This window comes from Pseudomonas sp. MPB23, assembly GCF_046605395.1.
GTDB lineage: Bacteria > Pseudomonadota > Gammaproteobacteria > Pseudomonadales > Pseudomonadaceae > Aquipseudomonas.
Genome location: NZ_CP176771.1, coordinates 5,602,174 through 5,622,782 on the forward strand (window position 1 = coordinate 5,602,174; position 20,609 = coordinate 5,622,782).

Genomic DNA, 20,609 nt, shown 5'->3' on the forward strand with positions numbered 1-20,609 from the left:
CCAGGCAACGCGCCAGCGGCGGTCACTTCACATACTCGATACGGGTGATCCACCAGCACACTTCACCCCCCGGCGTCTGCACGATGGCCTCATCGTCCACTTCCTTGCGCAACAACGCCCTGGCCATCGGAGAGTCGATGGAGATGTAGTCCATCCGATCATAAATCTCGTCATAACCGACGATGCGAAAACGCTTGGTCTCGCCCTGCTCGTTTTCGATTTCGACCCAGGCGCCGAAAAACACCTTGCCTTCCTGCTCGGGCATGTACTCCACCACCCGCATGTCTTCCAGACGCTTACGCAGGTAGCGCACACGACGGTCGATCTCACGCAGCAGTTTCTTGTTGTACTGGTAGTCGGCGTTTTCGCTGCGGTCCCCCAGCGAAGCGGCCCATGTCACTTTGCGCGTAGTGTCCGGGCGTTTTTCACGCCACAGGTAATCCAGCTCTTTCTTCAGCGCTTCATGACCTTCTTTGGTAATCAGCTTGGTACTCAAACGCTCGCATCCCCAGGCAATGTCCATAGGTGCCGATAGGCCAGGCATTCGTAGCCTGGCGTCGGCTGACTGGGGTCGATGATAAATGAACGCGGCAAAGTAGCCAGGCCAGTCTAACGATCCAACGCCTGATCCAATTCAAGCAACATGCCTCGCAAGCTCTGCCGCAGGCCTGAGACCTGGGATGTCATCACCGTCAACGTTTCGGTCCTTTGGCTGACCGCCTGCGACTGCTCCTGCAACTGCGCGGTGCGCCGCTCCAGTTCACGGGCCTTTTCATCCAGTTGGCTCTGCTCTTGCTGCAATCGGGCTTGCCATTGCTCAAGCGCCGTTTCACGTTCGATTGCAGCGAGTTTTTGTTGAGTCAGTTCCTGAGCGACGCGCGCCAGGTTGGTCAACGTACTGTCCACTTCAAACAAAGCGCTGTCCCCCACTGACGCGGGAAGCCTCGACTGTGCCGTAGCGTCTGGCTCGCGAGGTACAACAGGCGCAGCCTGAACACCGTTTGAGGACGTCTCAACAGATGCCTCATGCACCTCCTGAACGGAATGCTCAGGTGCAGGCAGACGCTCAGGTTCCGGCAGATTCGCCACCTTTGGAGCCGAGCTCATTTGCGATGAGAAGCGAATGGACGGCACGATCAAGGAAGCACTTTCAATGGCAGGAAGCGTTGGAGCAGACACTCCAAGCGTGATCACTTTCATCACCAGCGCCTTCTTGATGATCACCGAATGATGATCCTCGGGCCTGGCTGGCGGCAGCTTGCAGCCTTTCAAGTCGACAAAATGATAAGGAACCTGGGCTTCGGTCACACCGCCTGGCTTGGCGCCCGACGCGGCCAGGGTCAGGATTTGCTTGAAAACATGCATAGCCACTTGCAAATCTTCTTTGGACTCAACACCGCCTAAAAAATACCGCTCGAGTTTTTTGCGTAAGGCCGCAATGTAGACTCTGGAACTCCCCGGTTCCACTTCCTCATCAAGGCTGTAAACAAGAAAGTTGGAGGCAATCTGTCCTATGGCAAAGCCACAAAGCAATGCACCGTTGACTGGCGCACCCTGACCGTTACGTTCAAGAACAAGCGTACGTAGAAGCATCATGATAATCAGGCCTCATCACAAGCGGCGGAAAGTTTAAATAAACAACAAATAAACATTCGACAATTAGAAGTTATAAAACACCAAACAATTGTTTCAGCGACCCGCTTGTCGCGCACGTAGGACTTGTCTTATTAATGCCGCTCGGCGTTCCCAAAAACGTCTATTGCCCGTAACCTTTTTCGATCTAGCCACTGACGTCATACCAAACTTATTCGGTAAAAATATGATCGAAATAAGCAATCTGACAAAACATCTGGACAAGAAAAAAATAATCAGCGACTTCTCTTTCAGTGCCGACCACCCAGAATGCCTAGGATTATTTGGAGAAGACCATACCGCTAAAACTACACTGCTCAATCTGATATCGGGTTTGATGCAACCTTCCAGCGGCTATATAAACATTCAGGGTTTCAATACTCAAACCCATCCCTTTAAAACAAGAGAACTTGTCGGCTACCAGCTCGACCAGAACCTCGATCACCCCACCCTGTCGGTTAACGCATTTCTTGGCTTCATCGCCGCCATGCGTGGGTTGCGCGGCAGCGAAAAACGAGCACGAGTAGAAGAGGTCGCCACGCGGCTGGACGTGTTGTCGGTACTCAACGCACCGCTCGACGCCCTCTCCACCGGGTTGAAGCGCAAAGTCGCGATTGCCCAGGCCATCCTGCATTCGCCGGCCTTGTTACTGCTGGATGAACCAACCGAGGGGATGGCGCCGGATCAAAAACACCAGTTCAGGGCCCTGATCCAGTCATTGACGCAAGAAATGACGGTGATCATCGCCTCCCGCGATTGCGAGCAATTGTCACAGGTCTGTACCCGCGCGCTGGTTATCGCAGGCGGTCGCCTGGTCGCCGATACACCACTGTCCGAGCTGCAACGCGACTCTCGCCATTTCCAGGCGGTCACCCTTGCCGCCGACACCCCCTTGGACCTGCTGGCCCTCGCCGTACTGCCCGGAGTCGCCGGTATCGAAGAACATCGGCATGCACCCGGCACCGTGACCGTCCTGGCCATGCCGGGGCATGCGATCTACCCCCACATCAATACCCTCATCGCCAATCGCCGCTGGAAAATCAACTCACTGAACCTGGAACCAGGTCGCCTGCACGATGTAGTTCACCATCTGAGCCGCGAGGCCCCTCTTTGAAACTGCTGCCTGTCATTTTCAAGCGTCAAATCGTCACGTATGCAAGCACGCCTGGCACCTACCTGAGTATTGCCATTTTCCTGGTACTGTCGGTGACATTGGGGTTGTACATGAGCCCATGGCTGGAACGCGACACCCGCCACTTACAGGTTTTCTTCCAGTTGCATCCCTGGCTTTATTTACTCTTGATCCCTGCTCTGGCATTGCAACTCTGGTCGGATGAATCCAATACCGGCTTTCTCGACCTGATGAAAACATTGCCTGTCACGACGGTTGAATGGGTCATCGGTAAATTTCTTGCCGCCTGGGCCGTCGCCGGCATGGCACTGCTGCTGATGTTCCCCCTGGTCATCATTGCCAACTATCTGGGCACGGCGGACAACAGCATCATTGCCTCGCAATTCCTGGCGAGTTGGTTGCTGGCAGGCAGTTACCTTTCTGTTGCCTGTTTTATTTTTACACTGGTACGCCAGCGCATCGTTATCTTCGTATTGACGGTGGGCTTATTGCTCTCAGCCAGCGGACTTTCTGCTGTGGTAGATGCACTGGAACACCAGGCGCCTGTCTGGGTGATCGACAGCTATGCCTCCCTCAGCCCGCTTTCTCGATTCAGCATGATCGACAATGGAAAGTTCACGCTCCGCGATACGCTTTACTTCATTAGTTTGATCCTGGCTTTTCTCACTGCGACAACAGTGATCCTCAACTATAAGCACAGCTGAGAAGGAAAGTCCTTAATGCGATCAGCGCTGCGCACCGGCATGACACTCACGGTCATCGCGTTACTTTTTCTGGCCTTCAACTTGGTTTGGGTAAACAAAATCCCCAATATCCGATGGGACTTTACCCAACAAAAAACCCACACATTATCGGTGCCCCTACGTCAATTTCTCGGTTCGTTGCAAACCCCGCTGGACTTGTATTATTTCAGTGCAAACAGCGACTCGCAGAGAAGTTACGCACTAAAACGCTATGGCAAACGCATTGAGGATGTGCTCAAGGAATACGAAAAAGCAGCCAAGGGCATGATCAACCTGCATCTTATCGACCCTGCCCCCTTTTCCGAAGACGCCTACAGAGCTCGGTTATTTGGCCTCGATGACAAGTTAGGGTTTATCGGCCTTATCGGTACCCGCGCCGGTCACGGTGCACAACGCATCGAATCATTCAGCCTCGACCGGGAGCCCTTGCTCAACTATGAAATCAGCCACCTGATCTATAAGTTGCAGCACCCGGAGCGCCCGACCATCGGGCTGCTGTCAGGATTGCCAATGGAGGAGTCCGCCCGGCGATTGCTGAAGGAATTGCAGCGGCATTTCAACCTGGCCCCGCTGGAATCAACCACCGAGCGTATCCCGGAACACGTCAAGACACTGATGGTCGTGCACCCGCGCGTGTTACCTGAGCGAACCCTGTACGCGATTGAGCAATTTGTATTGAAAGGCGGCAAGTTGATGATGTTCATCGACCCCATCAGCGAACGTAGCCCGAACGCCAAGCCGGCCAATTCCCACCTGGATGAACTGCTTGCCGCCTGGGGGATCCAGATGCCGGCGAACAAATGGCTGGTCGATAACCTCTACGCGCCGTCGGAGACGCCCGGCACCGAAAAGAAAGGGGCGCATCATCCCGGCCGGTTGAGGCTGCCACAGCAGGCGATGAACACACAGGATATCAGCACATGGAAATTGAATGGGATGACGGTATCGAGTAGCGGCGCCCTCTCCCGACGCAGTAAAAGTCGTACAACCTTCACACCTCTACTGCAGAGTTCCGAGCAATCCGAATTGCTCAACGTTGAAGGCTTCGCGGGCGGTACCGCGCCAGATTCGTTGATTGATAACACGCCCATCAAAGGAAAACGCCACGTGATTGCCGCCCGTATCGAAGGGCCGGGCTATTCGGCATTTCCTGATGGCATCAAGGGGCAACCGCCCGGTCTGCAAAAGGCCGCGCAGATCCACGTCGTCGTCGTCGCCGATACGGACTTGCTTATGGATCAGGTGAGCAGCTTGACGCCTGACAACAACGCGCTGTTTGTCTTGAACACATTGGATAGCCTGTCCGCCCTTGATGCACTCGCCAGCATTCACCCTCGCGCGCAGATGGAAACGTCGCCGACGGCGCTTGAAACCATGCGCAGCGCCGCCGAACAGGCTTATCGCGTGAAGGCGAGCGAGTTGGAGCAACGTCTGCAACGTACGGAACAGGAATGGCAACTGTTGAGCCCACAGGCAACCGTCCTCGGCACCCAAGCGGTGGATGCCACGACACAGTTGCAAGCGCTCAACAAGGAACGCCTGCGCTTGCCCATGGAGCTGCATGCGTTGCGGGTCGAAGCGTACGCACGGGTGCATCGCCTGGAACTGGCGATCAAACTGATCGTGACCTACACAATACCGCTGGCGCTATGCCTGGCAGCGTGGGTGGTTTTCCTTGGCCAACGCCGGCGTCGCACCGCGTTTCACTGAGCCTTCAACGCCTGGCGATCAGCCCCTGCCGAGCAATCCGCGTCAATTGGCGGATCACTTCTTCCGCATCAGCGGCACTGGGGGCTTGGATAACCGCCAGGTCGAAGCTGCCAGTGGCGAACCGGGCAAGGGATTCGCCGTCTTCGACAAACTGGATCAGGAACGCCGATGCCCGCCCGGCACGGCGCGGCCAGCCATCCAGGTAACGCAATAGCGTCGGCTGGTGCTTACCGCCCAGGAGGATTTTCGGGTTGCGTTGAGTGAGGGCTACGGTGATCGGAGCCAGGCGTATCAGGGGGCGTGATGCATTCATCGTGTCGTGTCTCTGCCTCAAAAGTCTGCGGGCAGGTGAGAGGCAACACCGAACCAGCGCTTTAGCGGTATTTCAAAGCGGTCTCGGCAAGGGAGACCAGGCTTCTGTCGGGCTATAGGAAGTCCCAGTGGCGCCCCGCAATTAGCTGTTTAAATCGGCGCATGAGCGGCATCCTAGAGAAGCCGATGGGGCGGTGTCAAGAATCCCAGGCAACGAAAAGGCCCGCACATAGGCGGGCCTGCTCTGGGTTTTACAAGGGGATCAGTCGGCAATGGCACGGTCGGCAGACAGCTTGCCCGCGCCTTCCAGCAGCACCGCCAGCGAACCGCCCAGCAGGGCCAGTGCGAACTCGTAACCATTGTTGGCCATGAACAGACCGTTATGGATATGCACCGAGAAGATCGCCACCAACGACAGAATGGTCAGGCCCAACGCCGCCGGGCGAGCCAACAAACCAATGATCAGTGCCAGGCCGGCGAAGAATTCGGTCCCCCCCGACAACAGCGCCATCAGCGTACCAGGGGCCAGACCGATGCTTTCCATCCACTGGGCAGTGCCCGCCAGGCCGTAGCCACCGAACCAACCAAAGAGTTTTTGCGAACCGTGGGCGGCGAAGATGATGCCGACAACGATACGCAAAATGGTCACGCCAAAACCTGCACGGGTGGACAGAATGCTTTTGATCAATGGGCTCATGGTGTCAATCCTTTTCAAGACAGGGTGGGTTGGCCGCCATATCAATCAGTTTAAACAATGATAAAAGCCGAAAAAACGCACTATTAACATCGAATAATTCGATTATTTACGTGAGGCAACCTTCGGTGCCAGTGGCTCCAAGGACTCCCGGTCCCGATCAAACGCCAAATAGTATTTGTTGACGCTATTAACATAGCTCACCGCTGCCATGCCCACCTGCTCCATGGCAATGCGTTCAACCTGGAAAAACCATTGGTTGGGGTTGAGCCCGCGGCGTTTCGCCTCCGTGCGCATGCCCTGCACACGCTCCGGCCCCATGTTGTAAGCCGCCAGTACAAAAGCCATGCGCTCGCGCTCGTTGAGCTTGGGGCTGGCGAAGAACTTGCGACGGATCATCGCCAGGTAACGCGCGCCCGCCTGCACATTACTGTCAAGGTTCTCGATATTGCTGACCCCCACTCGCTGCGCCGCCGAGGGCGTGATCTGCATCAGACCTGTGGGTCCGCCGCCGTTACGCGCCCCGGGGTCGAACGCCGACTCCTTGAAGGCCAGTGCAGCCAGGTTCAGCCAGTCCATGCCCTGCTCGCGCGCATGTTTTTGCAGGACCGGACGCAGTTTCTCCAAACGCTGGCGATCGAGCAGCGCCAGCGGGTTGCGGACTTGATAAAGGCGACGGTAAATACGCTGGAATGCCACATCCTGGTCGGAGGGGGTTCGATAGGTTTTGATAAATCGATCGATACTGGCACGCAGCATCGAAGCATCCTGGCGCACGAACCAGAACTCGTCGCCAGGTTCGTTGATGGCCACCTGCTTGTCGAAGCGCAACTTGGGCAGGATCTTCGACCAGCGCTCGGCAATCGGCTTCTCAACAATAGTCAGGTGAAAAATCCCGGCCTGGACCATCTCCAGCACATCTTCAACAGCCAGGGACGGATCGACCCACTCCACCTTGATCGGCGGCTGCTTGTGCAAGGCCAGCTTCTGGTTGACCTGGTTGATGGCATCCGCTGCGGCGCTGCCAGTGGTCAACGTCAAGGTTCGCCCGGAGAGTTGCTCCAACCGGGTAAACCGCCGCTCACCCTTCACGCCCACCAGCCATAACGGCACACCGCTGGCAATCGGATCACTGCGGCTGATCTTGTGCGCGTCCTTCACATCGAGCAATTCGCCGGGAGCCACCAGGTCGCCTTCCCCACGGGCCAGCGCACCGAGCAGTTGATCCTTGGCCTTGGGAATGATCTTGAGGCTGATTTCCTGGCCATCCTGGGCGTGACCGTTAAGGTATTGCTCGAAGGCGCGCAAACGATGGTATTCGACACCAATGGCCTGGCCCTGGATCTCGCCGGAACTGTTGCGGCTCTGGTTGACCAAGACGCGCAAGGTACGACTGGAGCGAATGTCCGCCAGATCGCGCACCTTGCCGGGCTTGGCCACTTCCAGCGGCCCGTCCAGACGCGCGACCGCCGCCATGGGCAGCAGTAACGTCAGGCACAACATAAGCAACGCCGAGGGTCGGATCATCCGCTCTCCGGAAAGAATACTGGCCAACGTCCTCGCGAAAAACGAGGCGATGGGGGTCAGAAACAGAGCGCTTTATGCGCTGGCAAGTGACGCAATGACGGCATTGGAAAAGGCCAGTAGCCCATTGCAATGTCGCTTGCGACGTTCAAAGACAGCTATAACTCGTTGTAGTTCTTCGGTTTTCTTATAAATCTACAGCTCTGATATGCTTTCCGGCCGCAGGCGGAGATAGCACCATGCAACTCATTGATATCGGCGTCAACCTCACAAACTCCAGTTTCGACGAGAAGCACCAGGCCGTTCTCGAACGTGCCTATGCCGCCGGCGTGCAACAATTGGTGCTCACCGGCACCAGCGTCGACGGTAGCGAACAGGCCCTGGAACTCTGCCTGAAACTGGATGAAAGCGGCCAACGTCTGTTCAGCACCGCAGGAATCCATCCCCACTGCGCCAGTGACTGGAACGGCGACAGCGCCCAACGTTTGCGTGGTTTGCTCAGCGAGTCTCGCGTACGTGCCGTGGGCGAATGCGGGTTGGATTTCAACCGGGATTTTTCCCCGCGACTGCAGCAGGAAAAAGTCCTGGAAGAACACCTGGCCCTGGCCGTCGAGCTCAAACTGCCGGTGTTCCTGCACGAACGCGACGCCAACCAGCGCCTGCTGGGGATCCTCAAGGACTACCGCGACCACCTCACTGCGGCCGTGGTGCATTGCTTCACCGGCGAGCAGCAGGCGCTGTTCAGCTACCTCGACCTTGACCTGCACATCGGTATCACTGGCTGGATCTGCGACGAACGCCGTGGGACGCACCTGCACCCGCTGGTCAGGGAAATTCCCCGGGGCCGTCTGATGCTGGAAAGCGATGCCCCCTACCTGTTGCCGCGCACCCTGCGGCCCAAACCGAAAAACGGCCGCAATGAACCCGCCTACCTACCGGAAGTGCTGCGCGAAGTGGCCCTGCACCGCAACGAAAGCACGGAAGACCTGGCCGAACACAGCACCGCCAGCGCACGCGCTTTTTTTGGATTGTCCGCCGTGCACTGAAGCGACGCATTGACCCATGTCAAAACCGTTTTCCTGAGTAGCGGCACAATAATGGCACCTTGCCAATGCTGTTTCCGCTATCAGAGAAAAACCTTCTATGGGTGCCTGGCTTAGCAATATCTCGCTGAAGTACAAATTCTGGGCCGTCAACGCGGTCGCTTTCATTACCACCCTGCTGCTGGTGCTCTATGCCGTGCAGCTCGAACAACAGGCACGCAGCGACGCATCCCAAGCCTCGGCACAGGCACAAGGGCGATTGCTCAGCGCCTGGCCGGTTGACAAAGCTCTGCCCAAAGATGAGCACTGGCTGACATTCGCCCATGGCCAAACCCCACAACTGGCTGACATGGATCTGTCAGCCCTGAGCAGCGCCAACGGCTGGGTCGAACTCAATCACATGCCCCTGTTCGGCGAGAATCCGCTGAAGGGCGCTGAAGTGATCACGCGTCCTGGCGGCCAACAGGTTGCCGTGCTCGCCTATGCCCCCAGCCTGAGCCAAGTGTTCAGCGAACGCTTCGCCAACTATGCAGTAGCGGTATTGATCTTGATGCTGGCAATGTTGGGGGCTTCGCAGCTGTTGATCCGCTTCCTGCTCAGCCAACTCAACACCCTCAAGGACGTAATGCTGCACGTCGAAAAAACCGGCGACCTCTCGGCCCGTGTGCCATTGGCCTGCAAGGATGAAGTCGGCCAGATGGCCACCGCCTTCAACGCCATGCAGGCTGGCTACCAGCGCGTGGTCGGTACCGTGGCGCGCACCGCCCAGCAACTGGATGAAGGGGCCGCACGACTGGCGAGCAGCATGAACGAGGTGCAGCACGGCATGCTTGGCCAGCAAAGCGAAACCGACCAGGCCGCCACCGCCATCAACGAAATGACGGCCACCGTTCACCATATCGCCCAACACGCCGGCGCCACCCGCGACCTGTCCCAGACCGCCGATACACTCGCCGGCAGCGGCCAGGCTGTCGTGACCCGTGTTCGCCAGTCGATCGCGGGCCTGTCCAGCGGCGTGCAACAGACCGCCGAAATGATCCAGAAGCTGGCCGAGGACAGTCAGAAAATCAACAGCGTGGTCAGTGTGATCCACAGCATCGCCGAACAGACCAACCTGCTCGCGCTGAACGCCGCGATCGAAGCCGCCCGCGCCGGGGAAATGGGCCGCGGGTTTGCTGTGGTCGCCGATGAAGTGCGCAACCTCGCCAAACGCGTACAAAGCTCCACCGACGAAATCACCCTCATGATCTCGGCGCTGCAGGCCGGCACCCGTGACGCGGTGGACTTTATGCAGGAAAGCTCGTTCAAGGCTGACGATTGCGTACAGCAAGCCCAGGAAGCCAGCGCCGCCCTCGCCGAAATCACCGGCGCCGTGGCGCAGATGCGCGAAAGCAACACTCAGATCGCCGTCGCTGCCGAACAGCAAAGCCATGTGGCCGAAGAAATGAACCGCGCGGTGGTGAGTATTCGCGATGTCACCGAGAACACCGTGCAGCAGACCGTGAGTTCGGCGACCACCAGCAATGAACTGGCAACCTTGGCTGGGGAATTGAGCAAAGCGATTGGGCAGTTGAAGCTGTAGGACTCTTCAACCCGTAATCCCCCGCCTACAACAAAGCCTCGGTTTACCTGAGGCTTTGGCGAAACTTCCGAGTCATCACGGCGAATAACGCCGACTTCTTTCCCCCGCCAACCTCTCCAAAGTCTCTCGCCTGACCAACCAGCGCGAGGGACCGCCGATGCACTTCTCCACCCCAGCCCCGTTCAACGGGGCTGCCTCTTGATTCCGGTCATCGCCAGCTTCGTCCTGGCCCCCATGAATGCCCAGGCGCCGGACGTCGAAAGCGTCTTTCGTGATTTCAGGACGTGCCTGAACACCTTTGACCAATGGGCGTCGAGCTTCTGGAGCTTTTCGGCGCTGGAGGTTGAGCAGGTATTCAAGGTCGGGGATGAGGTGGCGCTGGTCGCGCCGGCTTCCTCCACGGCCCCCAGCAACACCGTGGCCACGTGCAAGGCCCAGGGGTCGTTGACCCTGGTGCATCTGTTTGAAAGCGCGCAGTTTGTGCCCATCGGCAATACGCCGGTGATGCTGCAAGCCATTGCCGCGGATGGCAGCCCGATGGGCGCGCCGATCCATCACACGATTGGCCCCAGCGGCATACTTGAAGTCAAGGACTGCGCCCGCGATCAGCGCTACCAGATCACCTTTTATCCCAACGTTTGCGAAGCTCACGTCAAGGCGCTGTATGCGTCCTATCAGGCGCTGATTGCGCAGCTAGAAAATCACCTGCGTGATGAGTGGACGCAGACGTTCAGCGCGCAATGGAGCGACTTCGCCAACGCCGCGCCGTTCGAGCGCAGCGCCTTGCAGAGCGTGGCGTTTTCCAGTGGGATTGCCAAGGCGCTCTACAACCTCTGGGACAACGTCACCCAGCTATACGACCTGTTGGCGGACCTCAAGGCCAACAGCGAAAAGCTGCTGCAGTACCTCTCCCAGGCCGAACTCGATGAGCTGCTCAAGCTCAGCAAAGACGCAATTGCCCACGGCCTGCTGATACTCAGCGACGAGCCGCTGCTGTTTATCTATTTAGCCGCCATGGTCGGCTGGATACGGCTGCTGCCACCGCCGCAGATGTACGAACTGCTGGGCGAGATCACCGGCGAGGTGTTGATCAATCTGTTCCTGGTCTGGGCCACGCGGGGCATGGGCGTGAAGATTCGCCTGGGCGCGCAGGTGTTGAGTCATGTCAAGTCAGGCCGTGCGCGCCAATGGCTGGAACGGCTGGCCGATCAGGTCGTCGGGCCCAAGCTGGAGGCGCATGCCGAGGCGGCCAGGCCATTGCTGTTGGGCAGCGCGGCGACACCGATCAGGAGCGTGCCGGTTGCGCCGTTGAAAGCGGGCGATCAGTTGGTTTCCAACCCGGTGCCGGCGGTGCGGGATAAACGCCAGCACACGGCGCTGGTCAGGCAGGAGCCCGTGGATGACGTGCCGACCTCGGCGAAAAATCCGAATGGCGATGCGGTGGCGGCGTCGGACAAAACCGTCACCCACGGTTGCCCGGTGTCGATGGTCACCGGCGAGGAACTGCTGACCCTGACCGATGGGGTGTTGGACGGGATCCTGCCATTCGAGTGGACGCGTGTGTACCGCACCAGTGCGGTGGACGTGGATTGCGGCTTGGGCTTTGGCTGGAGTCACGCGCTGGCGCAGCGGCTGTCGGTGTCGGGCGATTCGGTGGTGTGGACGGACCATGAGAATCGGACTACGACGTTTCCGCTGCCTTCCGACTCTCGACCGGCGATCACCAATAGCCTGGCCGAAGCGGCGATCTATCTGGGCGCTTCACCGGATGAGCTGGTGCTGGCGCAGGCCTCACAGTTCTACCACTTTCGCGACGGGGCGCTGACGGCGATCAGCGACGCGTATGACAACCGACTGCGGATTTTCCGGGATGCCCTGGGGCGCATCGAACGACTGGATAACGGCGTGGGTCGCTCGCTGTGTCTGCGCTACGCGGCGGGCCGTATCGTGGCCGTGGACTACCAGATTCAGCGTGCCAAGGGGCCTGAACCGTTCGAGTGGGTGACCGAACAAAACGTCGTTTCCTACGCCTATGACGAGGCGGGACGACTCACCTCGGCGACCAATGCCGTCGGTGGACGCGAGGTTTATCGGTACGACGAGCAGCACGTGATTCTCGAACGCCAACTGGCCGGTGGGGCGAGTTTCTTTTGGGCGTGGGAAGGCGCTGGCAAGGCGGCCAGATGTGTCCGGCATTGGGCCAGTTTTACCCAGATGGACACGCGTTATGCCTGGGGTGATGACGGCCGCGTCACCGTGCACAACGCCGATGGCAGCCAGGAAGTGTATATCCACGATCAACGTGCGCGGCTGGTGCAGCGCGTCGACCCGGATGGCGCCACGCACTTCAATTCCTACGACGACAAAGGCCGGCTGACGGTTGAGCAGGATCCGCTCGGCGCGGTGACGGCCTATCAATACGACGACGCCGGACGCTTGGTGGCGCTGTTTCCGGGGGACGATGAGCCGACGACCTACGAGCATGACCACGGATTCGTACGGGTTGTGCGGCGCGGCGAGGCGGTCTGGAAGTACGAGCGCAATGACCAGGGCGACGTCACGCGTAAGACCGATCCCGCTGGTCACGTGACCGACTACAGCTACAACAAATACGGGCAACTGGTTGGGGTGTGGTACCCGGATCATAGCTGTCATCGGCTGGTGTGGAATGAGCGTGGGCAGTTGCTTGAGGAGCAACTGCCCAATGGCGGGATCAAGCGTTATCGCTATGACGATCTGGGCCGGCAGATTGCGCGGGAGGACGAGCATGGTGCGCTGACCCAATACCAATGGGACGCTGCCGGGCGCCTGCTGAAACTCACTCAGCCTGGCGGCGCGATCAGGGAATACAGCTACAACCCCTACGGAAAAATCACCGCCGAGCGCGATGAACGCGGCCACGTCACCCGCTACGAATACGCCGACGGCCTGCACCTGATCAGCCGCCGCATCAATGCCGATGGCACCCAGGTCAAATACCGCTATGACAACGTTAGGTTATTGCTGACCGAGGTCGAAAACGAGGTCGGCGAGTCCTACACGCTCGACTACCACCCCAATGGCCTGATCCGGCAGGAAACCGGCTTTGACGGCCAGCGCACCGCTTACGCCTATGACCTCAACGGCAACCTGCAGGAAAAGACCGAACACGGCGACGACGGCAGTCAGCTAATTACCTGCTACAAGCGCGATCACGCCGGCCGCCTCGTAAGAAAAACCCTGCCCGATGGCAGCACCGTCGACTATGCCTACGACCGCCAGGGCAACCTCCTCAGCGTCAACGACGGCCACTGGGCGCTGGCCTACGAATACGACCACCAAGACCGCCTCACCGCCGAACACCAAGGCTGGGGCACCTTGCGCTATGGCTACGACGCCTGCGGCCAACTTCAACACCTGCGCCTGCCGGACAACAACCGCGTGGTGTTCAACCACGGCAAAGGCGGCCACCTCGCCACCGTCGAGTTGAACGGCGCTCTGCTGACCTCTCATCTATTCAAAGCCGGCCAGGAGCATCAACGCCAGCAAGGCCAACTGCTCAGCCACTACCACTACGACGACCAGCAACGCCTGCATGCCCACACCGTCACCCAACAGGCGCAGCACCGCTACCAACGCCAGTACGACTACGACCCATCCGGCAACCTCACCCGCCTGCTCGACACCCGCAAGGGCGAACACCGCTACCACTACGACCCACTCAACCGCCTGACCCGCGCCGACCACTCCCAAGACGTCCAGGAACGCTTCGCCCACGACCCGGCCGGCAACCTGCTGATGCAAAACCGCCCAGGTCCCGACATCGTGGCCGGCAACCGCCTGACGATCCAGGGCGATCGCTCCTACGACTACGACGCCTTCGGCAATCTGATTCGCGAACGGCGAGGACGTGGGCACGCGTTAGTCACCGAGTACCGCTACGACTGCCAACACCGCCTGATCGGCATTACCCAGCCCAACGGCCAAACCGCCAGTTATCGCTACGACCCGTTCGGGCGGCGCATCAGCAAGACCGTTGATGACGTAACGACCGAGTTTTTCTGGCAAGGCGACAAACTCATCGCCGAACACCATGCCGGGCGCCATCGCAGCTACCTCTACGAACCCGACAGCTTCCGCCCGCTGGCCCTGCTGGAAGGCTTTGGTCCAAACGAAACAACGCCCTACCACTACCAACTCGACCACCTCGGCACCCCACAGGAACTCACCGCCGCCGATGGCGAAATCGTCTGGTCCGCCCACTACCGCGCCTACGGCGAAATCGCCCGCCTCGACAGCGGAAAAATCGACAATCCCCTGCGCTTCCAGGGGCAATACTTCGATCAAGAAAGCGGGCTGCACTACAACCGTCATCGCTACTACAATCCGGATATTGGTCGCTACCTGACGCCGGATCCGGTGAAGTTGGCGGGTGGGATCAATAGGTACCAGTACGCGCCCAATCCTACGGGGTGGGTGGATCCGCTGGGGTTGAATACTTGCCCAGGTGCGGATGGATGCAAGCCCACCAGCGGGTTAGAAAGCCCGACTGAAAAGACCAAAGTTGACGAGCGACAACCGCCACTCCCTAGGCCAAGCGGGGATGAACGCCAAGCGCGCATTGAACTTCTAACTGAGGCGAATGCAAAACGACGAGTGCTGGAGCTTGAAGAGAAATATGATATGCACACCGTTGCTAAACACAGTCCTGAAATCACTGATGCCGCGTTGAAGCAGAGGGCAATTGATGGAACAGCCCCCAATGCCCGGTTAATAAAACCGAGCAGAAAAGGCAATTTAAGCTCCCAGTTTTATAATTGGCGAATGCAACTGATCGCCTTGAACAAGGCGTTGACGCGCGATTCCCTTGGACTAGATCGTTTCAACGGGGAAGATCACGACCACAACCCCATACTTAAGCTTGAGTCACCGGGATCGGGACGAGGCTACCGACCGAATAAAAAAGATACTGCAACCCCGCACCTAAATGAAAAACTGAATTGGTTCGAGGTAAAGTTTGATAAAAATGACAACACTCGCCCATTCACTGCCTTTCCCACTGAGAAAAAATAATGTTAAAAAATCCTTTTTTAAATAAATCGTTCGACCCCGACCTAAAATGGTTTATTGGTGTATTCGATGTTTACGACCGAGAGCAGGAACTAGGCACAGAGCTTGAGAAATACAACCCAAATAACAAAGCTGATAGAGAGGAACTCATAAAAAATTACGCATTAGACTTGAGCTACCTTTCATATCGACACAAGTACGCTTTAATCAAGTCATTAGAATGCAGCCTGAACGACAAAAATTATAACTTTCAGAGCTTATTTGAAATAAGTGATGACGAGGCAGCCTCGTGGCCAAGAGCGGAATGGTACGAACTTGAAAATCCGAGAGCGTTCTTACATGAGATTTATCTGCTCGCTCAAATTTTTTGGAAAGACGACCTCCAAAAAGCCAGTCTAGAAGACCAATTAACATGGTAAAAACAGTGGCGCGCCCCTGAAAGCACAAAACCCTGCGTTGGGCTGCGAAGCGGCCCCAGTCAACGTGATGAGGTTGTTCAGTGAGGTCGTGGGACTGGTTTTGGGGCTGCTGCGCAGCCCAACGCAGGGCAAGCCTGCTCGCCACAACAAGCAACTCCAAGATGCATAGCAATACGAGGAAACAATTTTTCACATATAGAACATAGCTCCTTCGGTAACCCGGCAATAAGAATACGCATGTTAATATCAGATGCAAGCCCAGTAATAAAAAACAACCCAAAACATTTAGAAACAATGACCACGTGGAAGTCAGACTTAACAAAGATAAAATAACCCGTCCTTTCCCTGCATCCCCATACTGAGTTTACGATGCTGAAATCCCCATTTAGTGACAGGCCCTTCACGCCGACGATTTCGTACATTCTGGTGGCACTATCAATATATGACCTTGAAGAAACCAAAGGTGAGGCCCTGTGGAAATACGATCCTAATGATATTGACGAACGAGAAATCATCATAAAGAATTTTATTCTCAAAGAACTTATGCATCTTTCTTACAGACATAGATTCGTATTAATTTCAACGCTTCAAGACGCGCTGAACACTCCAGACTTTGACTTCGCCAAAGAATTTGAAAGTAATTACGATGAGTACATAACAATAGCCTGGGACGAAACAGAGATTAATGACCCCCGAGGCTTCTTCACAGACATCTATCGGCTAGCCAACGAGGTCTGGAAGGACGACCTCCAAAAAGCCAGCCTCGAAGAACCATCAACTTGGTAAGCACACCGCCATCGTCCCTGAAAGCACAACCCCCTGTGGCGAGCAGGCTTGTCACAATGTCCGGCAGGAACATAGCCTCCAAGCGCCACGCTGTCTCGGATATGACCGGGGTACCGAGCCTTTCTGACGAGATGACAAACCGATCGCCGAATGCCATGGCGGGCGCGCACGTTCTGAGAAAAAAGGAGCGCAAACAACACTGGAGCCTCAACTTTAAAGTGTTAAAACAGCGAAGAATTCAACAACTAGAGCGGTAAAACCACATACATAAAGACCACAAAAAAATAGAGTTTAAATACCTACCACTGCAATTGACTTCCAGAACCAGGACGACCAGTTTTATTCAACATATCGAACGCGCTTAATTTTCAGGAAAAACAATCACCCTGCATCAATGGCGCCAATGAAATTGGGGGAAATTATCGGCGAGGAGGTATTTCAGAGTTTAAAACTATAGCCCCCCCCAACGTAACGCACGCACAATACTGAAAAAATCAAAAACCTAAAACCGCTTACACCGAGGTATGAATATGAAAAGAACGCAGAGCATGTCAACAATTCGTGGATTACTCTTCACTTACGACATTGAAAACGCCGACGACCTTGAGAGAGAAAACCTTATCTCCTCAAAAAATATAAACAACAAAAAATAACTCATTGAACTTTTTGACGAATTAACCAAATCAGAATTTCTATCTTATATAAAGCCAGAGCAAGAGCGACTCATTGAATCGATTGAGTACTATCTTGCTATTAAGGACAATTTCGATGCAGCACTTAACACAATGACAACTTATTTCAGCACCCCTGTGACTGATCAGCAAGCATTTATGAGAACATTACTGGACCGTCTAAAACAATATATCAGTACCTATTAACAAAAGACGTAAACTCGCCCCCCTGTGGCGAGCGAGATTTCAGAGAGGAAGGAAGGAGAGCCTAAACACGAACTTCAGCAACTCACAACATTAGTCATAGAGACAAACTGAATGCGACATATCGAACACAGTCTATTTTTAGAAAAAACGGCCATGCAACGTCGTTGGGCTCAACGAACATGAAAGAAAACCTGACATGTCGATAATCCGCGGATTGTTGTTAACTTATGACATTGACAACACAGACGACCTTGAAAGGGAAACCTTTATCGCGTCAAAAAATGTGAATTATGATTTCTGGCGAGTATTGAGCCAAGTGCCTGCATTTCTAATGCTCCCAGCCGAGCCGTTGATGACAACAAAAACGATATCTTGCGTTTAGAACTATAAGGGGCTGAACGCGGCTACAGACCAAACAAGAAATCCCCAAATAACCCCCATACCTAATCCACTTATGAATGGTGCAGAAATGAAATTTCGCGAAGACGGCACGCCTTTCACTCTATTTCCCATCAAGGAATGAAAAATGCTATTCCACCCAACTTCCCAGCACATACCCTTCGACGCCAGCTTATATTATTTCGTAGGGATTTTTGACATTTACGACAGAGAGGATACCAAGGGAGAGGAGCTCGCTCGTTATAATCCTAACGACAATGCAGACAGAGAAAACCTCATACTTAAATATTGTCTGGATCCATACAACAAGCTTTCATATCGCCATAAATACAAATTAGTTGAAAGCTTATCCCTTGCTTTAAATACAGAAAATTTTAATTTCCACTCCTACTTTGAGGACGATCCAGAAGCATATTCAACCATGGCCTGGGACGAAACAAAGATTAATGATCCCCGAGGCTTCTTCGCCGACATCTATCGACTAGCCAACGATATCTGGAAAGAAGACCTCCAAAAAGCCAGCCTCGAAGACCCATCAACTTGGTGAGTACACCACCGCCCCTGAACGCACTTCCCCTGTGGCGAGCAAGTCCTGGAACACGAATGCCCAAAAGGCCAAGGCATACACGCTTCTGGAATGTCCTCGCTATGTTATGACACACCCGAAGTCAGGAAGGACGACACAATACAAAATAGAAAAAATGACTGATTTGAATGATGACAATATTTTGGATGAAAATGGCAGGACCATAAATACAAGGGTTTATCAATTTACAAGAGCAGATGGTTCAAAGGTTCTTATCCAAGACCACTCTGCAGGGCATAAATTCGGCAGGGCGGACGGGATAGGTGATCAAAAAGCGCACTTCAATTTACGACCAATAGAAAAGCCTAGGAACGGAAACGTACCTGGAGCCAAGGAACATTACAATTTTCAGGAGTAATCGATAAATTACTGGAACGACTTGGATCAAAATATATTTTTTGAAAAAATCTTTAGCGAACCTGTAGAAATTGGGCGGATTGCTCTTTTTCTTTGCAAATAGAAAATGATCGACCTTCTGTGGGACTGGGATTCGACATACCGGACTTTCCTGACATATTGCCAAAAAATGGGAAGGCAAAGGCTACAACACTTGCAGAATGGGGATCGACTGTCATGGCATTCAAGACTTGAGAATACAAAATATTCCTGTTCGGGAGGTGTTTTTTGTCAAAATTGCCAAGGAAAATAACCAGTTCCATTTTCAGGCGACTAATAAGAACGCTTTAATTGAATTCAAAGCTAAGTTCATTTCACTTGTGGAACCAAACGTTTACATAAACGGGCCAGGTGATTACTTTTTTAGACAGTAATAACTTTTGAATACGTGCCCCCTATGGCCCCCATAGCCAACCCCAATTCGCCCACCCGCCCGCCCCCCACCTAAACTCTGTCCATGTTGTTTCAACGGACAGAGGATTCACCATCATGGGCAAACGTCATCCCAATCTCCCCGCCTGGCAATGGCGTAACTACCCGCAAAACCATCAGCACCCGACCAACCTGGCGTTGCACCTGATTGCCGTGCCGCTGTTTATCATCGGGTTTCTGTTGATTGTGTCCGGAGTGTTCAGCCTGAGCCTGGCCAGTTTCGCCGTTGGTGTAGTCGGCATCCTGGCGGGCCTGGCATTGCAGCGTCATGGCCATAGCCTGGAAGCCCAGGCCAGTGAGCCGTTCAGTGATCGCAAAGATGCGGTGCAGCGCCTGGTGGTCGAGCAGTTCGTGACCTTTCCGCGCTTTGTGTTGAGCGGCGGCTGGTGGCGGGCCTGGCGTCAGCGCCACCGGCACTGAGGGTCAGGCGAAGACCACCACGGTCTGGCGGCTGATGGCGATCAGCTCGCCGGTCGGGCTCCACAGTGCAGCGGCCGCATGGCCGTAGCCGTCGCGGGCGTGCTCGATGGTGACGTGGTACTGGCACCAGTCGAGGGTCGTCAGGTCCTGCAGCGGCTGGATGAACTCAATAGTCCAGGTCAGGGTGCTGCCCGGCGCTGGTTTTTTCAGGTGCGGCAACAAGGCCGGCGGCCAGGCATCCACCAAGGCGAGGATGTGGGCCTCCGTCAGTGGCTCCTCCTTCACATCCCCGCGCAACCGGACCCAACCGCCCATCTCGCGCGACTTATTGCCGGTAAACGGCAGGCCACCAACGCTCCAGCGCATCGCAAGATGGCGCATGAATTCCGGTGTAACGCCCTTGATATAAGGCAGTTCCTGGCATTCATCCCAGTGCTTGAACACCGGTGGTGGTTCGCTCGCCACATCGATCTCAGACTCGCGGGATGCGCCGAAACTGGCCTGGACCAGCGTCGCCACTTCACCGTCCTGCACCACACGACCGAGCAACTGGCTGACAGCCTTGCCTTCGCGCAGCACTTCGACTTGATAACGGGCTGGCACATCGGGCGCCACCGGGCCGACAAAGGTGATCGCCAGCGAGCGTAAAGGGCGATCCGCCGGCACCTGGGCGCGCAACGCTTCGTACTGCAAGGCGGTGACCAGGCCACCGAATGTGGCGCGGCCCTGGGCCCATTCGGCGGGGATGGTGACATCCAGCGGGTTGCTACGGACAGCGTCGAGCAAATCACTAAAGCGCATGGCGACCTCACATCAAACGAAACGGATGGTGGATCTTAACCATGCTGCCGGCCAGGCACAGCGCCCATTCC

18 protein-coding genes are annotated in these 20,609 nt (G+C 55.8%); 12 read left to right on the plus strand and 6 right to left on the minus strand.

Translation table 11 applies throughout. From position 1 onward, the window contains the following. Positions 1–22: 22 nt before the first annotated feature. Together greB and ACLH0J_RS25380 are read right to left on the minus strand one after the other, a co-directional pair. On the minus strand, positions 23–496 hold the full coding sequence (greB, locus tag ACLH0J_RS25375) for a transcription elongation factor GreB (RefSeq protein WP_010565082.1): 474 nt from the start codon (positions 494–496) through the stop codon (positions 23–25). 113 nt (positions 497–609) lie between these two features. Then, on the minus strand, positions 610–1,596 hold the full coding sequence (locus tag ACLH0J_RS25380) for a hypothetical protein (protein WP_411389567.1): 987 nt from the start codon (positions 1,594–1,596) through the stop codon (positions 610–612). 223 nt (positions 1,597–1,819) lie between these two features. Here ACLH0J_RS25380 and ACLH0J_RS25385 point away from each other — a divergent pair, with 223 nt between their 5' ends. The 3 genes from ACLH0J_RS25385 to ACLH0J_RS25395 are packed head-to-tail and all read left to right on the plus strand — an operon-like array spanning position 1,820 to position 5,217. After that, on the plus strand, positions 1,820–2,746 hold the full coding sequence (locus ACLH0J_RS25385; protein ID WP_411389568.1) for an ABC transporter ATP-binding protein: 927 nt from the start codon (positions 1,820–1,822) through the stop codon (positions 2,744–2,746). Continuing rightward, positions 2,743–3,468, plus strand: a complete 726-nt coding sequence (locus tag ACLH0J_RS25390; RefSeq protein WP_411389569.1) for an ABC transporter permease — start codon at positions 2,743–2,745, stop codon at positions 3,466–3,468. The genes ACLH0J_RS25385 and ACLH0J_RS25390 overlap by 4 nt, the downstream gene beginning before the upstream one ends. Positions 3,469–3,483: 15 nt before the next feature. Next, positions 3,484–5,217: a Gldg family protein gene (locus ACLH0J_RS25395; protein WP_411389570.1), complete on the plus strand. Its 1,734-nt coding sequence runs from the start codon at positions 3,484–3,486 to the stop codon at positions 5,215–5,217. A gap of 4 nt (positions 5,218–5,221) precedes the next feature. On the opposite strand, the gene ACLH0J_RS25400 is transcribed toward ACLH0J_RS25395, so the two are convergent. The 3 genes from ACLH0J_RS25400 to ACLH0J_RS25410 all read right to left on the minus strand — a co-directional run bounded on the left by ACLH0J_RS25400 (position 5,222) and on the right by ACLH0J_RS25410 (position 7,750). Next, positions 5,222–5,530: a class I SAM-dependent methyltransferase gene (locus ACLH0J_RS25400; protein ID WP_411389571.1), complete on the minus strand. Its 309-nt coding sequence runs from the start codon at positions 5,528–5,530 to the stop codon at positions 5,222–5,224. A gap of 261 nt (positions 5,531–5,791) precedes the next feature. Further along, positions 5,792–6,226 carry a DoxX family protein gene (locus ACLH0J_RS25405; protein ID WP_411389572.1) on the minus strand — a complete coding sequence of 145 codons (435 nt, stop codon included), beginning with the start codon at positions 6,224–6,226 and terminating at the stop codon, positions 5,792–5,794. A gap of 102 nt (positions 6,227–6,328) precedes the next feature. Then, the gene (locus ACLH0J_RS25410; RefSeq protein WP_277783876.1) at positions 6,329–7,750 is read right to left on the minus strand and encodes a transglycosylase SLT domain-containing protein; all 1,422 of its coding nucleotides are present in this window, start codon (positions 7,748–7,750) and stop codon (positions 6,329–6,331) included. Between the two features lie 236 nt (positions 7,751–7,986). Here ACLH0J_RS25410 and ACLH0J_RS25415 point away from each other — a divergent pair, with 236 nt between their 5' ends. The 9 genes from ACLH0J_RS25415 to ACLH0J_RS25455 all read left to right on the plus strand — a co-directional run bounded on the left by ACLH0J_RS25415 (position 7,987) and on the right by ACLH0J_RS25455 (position 19,737). After that, positions 7,987–8,793, plus strand: a complete 807-nt coding sequence (locus tag ACLH0J_RS25415) for a TatD family hydrolase (RefSeq protein WP_277783877.1) — start codon at positions 7,987–7,989, stop codon at positions 8,791–8,793. Between the two features lie 97 nt (positions 8,794–8,890). After that, positions 8,891–10,372: a methyl-accepting chemotaxis protein gene (locus ACLH0J_RS25420; protein ID WP_277783878.1), complete on the plus strand. Its 1,482-nt coding sequence runs from the start codon at positions 8,891–8,893 to the stop codon at positions 10,370–10,372. Between the two features lie 198 nt (positions 10,373–10,570). Next, a complete protein-coding gene (locus tag ACLH0J_RS25425) occupies positions 10,571–15,424 on the plus strand; it encodes an RHS repeat-associated core domain-containing protein (protein WP_411389573.1) in 4,854 nt (1,617 codons plus the stop codon). Then, positions 15,424–15,840: a hypothetical protein gene (locus ACLH0J_RS25430; protein WP_277783880.1), complete on the plus strand. Its 417-nt coding sequence runs from the start codon at positions 15,424–15,426 to the stop codon at positions 15,838–15,840. Before ACLH0J_RS25425 ends, ACLH0J_RS25430 begins: the two co-directional genes overlap by 1 nt. A 369-nt stretch (positions 15,841–16,209) precedes the next feature. Then, complete coding sequence (locus ACLH0J_RS25435; protein ID WP_277783881.1) at positions 16,210–16,626, plus strand: hypothetical protein; 417 nt, start codon at positions 16,210–16,212, stop codon at positions 16,624–16,626. A 1,404-nt stretch (positions 16,627–18,030) separates the two neighbouring features. Next, the gene (locus tag ACLH0J_RS25440) at positions 18,031–18,450 is read left to right on the plus strand and encodes a hypothetical protein (protein ID WP_411389574.1); all 420 of its coding nucleotides are present in this window, start codon (positions 18,031–18,033) and stop codon (positions 18,448–18,450) included. Between the two features lie 154 nt (positions 18,451–18,604). Next, complete coding sequence (locus ACLH0J_RS25445; protein ID WP_277783882.1) at positions 18,605–18,847, plus strand: HNH/endonuclease VII fold putative polymorphic toxin; 243 nt, start codon at positions 18,605–18,607, stop codon at positions 18,845–18,847. 199 nt (positions 18,848–19,046) lie between these two features. After that, the gene (locus ACLH0J_RS25450; RefSeq protein ID WP_411389575.1) at positions 19,047–19,259 is read left to right on the plus strand and encodes a hypothetical protein; all 213 of its coding nucleotides are present in this window, start codon (positions 19,047–19,049) and stop codon (positions 19,257–19,259) included. Between the two features lie 115 nt (positions 19,260–19,374). Continuing rightward, positions 19,375–19,737 carry an Mpo1-like protein gene (locus tag ACLH0J_RS25455; RefSeq protein ID WP_010566540.1) on the plus strand — a complete coding sequence of 121 codons (363 nt, stop codon included), beginning with the start codon at positions 19,375–19,377 and terminating at the stop codon, positions 19,735–19,737. A 3-nt stretch (positions 19,738–19,740) separates the two neighbouring features. Here the strand turns inward: ACLH0J_RS25455 and ACLH0J_RS25460 are convergent, their stop codons facing one another. After that, entirely contained in the window at positions 19,741–20,538 is a 798-nt protein-coding gene (locus tag ACLH0J_RS25460; protein WP_411389576.1) for an acyl-CoA thioesterase, read from the minus strand. Positions 20,539–20,609: the final 71 nt, after the last annotated feature.

Excerpts from the sequence above, each read along its gene's own strand:
- ACLH0J_RS25380 (WP_411389567.1), bottom strand. The coding sequence starts at position 1,596 with ATGATGCTTCTACGTACGCTTGTTCTTGAACGTAACGGTCAGGGTGCG.
- ACLH0J_RS25385 (WP_411389568.1), top strand. The coding sequence starts at position 1,820 with ATGATCGAAATAAGCAATCTGACAAAACATCTGGACAAGAAAAAAATA.
- ACLH0J_RS25395 (WP_411389570.1), top strand. The coding sequence starts at position 3,484 with ATGCGATCAGCGCTGCGCACCGGCATGACACTCACGGTCATCGCGTTA.
- ACLH0J_RS25400 (WP_411389571.1), bottom strand. The coding sequence starts at position 5,530 with ATGAATGCATCACGCCCCCTGATACGCCTGGCTCCGATCACCGTAGCC.
- ACLH0J_RS25405 (WP_411389572.1), bottom strand. The coding sequence starts at position 6,226 with ATGAGCCCATTGATCAAAAGCATTCTGTCCACCCGTGCAGGTTTTGGC.
- ACLH0J_RS25410 (WP_277783876.1), bottom strand. The coding sequence starts at position 7,750 with ATGATCCGACCCTCGGCGTTGCTTATGTTGTGCCTGACGTTACTGCTG.
- ACLH0J_RS25415 (WP_277783877.1), top strand. The coding sequence starts at position 7,987 with ATGCAACTCATTGATATCGGCGTCAACCTCACAAACTCCAGTTTCGAC.
- ACLH0J_RS25420 (WP_277783878.1), top strand. The coding sequence starts at position 8,891 with ATGGGTGCCTGGCTTAGCAATATCTCGCTGAAGTACAAATTCTGGGCC.
- ACLH0J_RS25430 (WP_277783880.1), top strand. The coding sequence starts at position 15,424 with ATGTTAAAAAATCCTTTTTTAAATAAATCGTTCGACCCCGACCTAAAA.
- ACLH0J_RS25435 (WP_277783881.1), top strand. The coding sequence starts at position 16,210 with ATGCTGAAATCCCCATTTAGTGACAGGCCCTTCACGCCGACGATTTCG.
- ACLH0J_RS25440 (WP_411389574.1), top strand. The coding sequence starts at position 18,031 with ATGCTATTCCACCCAACTTCCCAGCACATACCCTTCGACGCCAGCTTA.
- ACLH0J_RS25445 (WP_277783882.1), top strand. The coding sequence starts at position 18,605 with ATGACTGATTTGAATGATGACAATATTTTGGATGAAAATGGCAGGACC.
- ACLH0J_RS25450 (WP_411389575.1), top strand. The coding sequence starts at position 19,047 with ATGGGGATCGACTGTCATGGCATTCAAGACTTGAGAATACAAAATATT.
- ACLH0J_RS25455 (WP_010566540.1), top strand. The coding sequence starts at position 19,375 with ATGGGCAAACGTCATCCCAATCTCCCCGCCTGGCAATGGCGTAACTAC.
- ACLH0J_RS25460 (WP_411389576.1), bottom strand. The coding sequence starts at position 20,538 with ATGCGCTTTAGTGATTTGCTCGACGCTGTCCGTAGCAACCCGCTGGAT.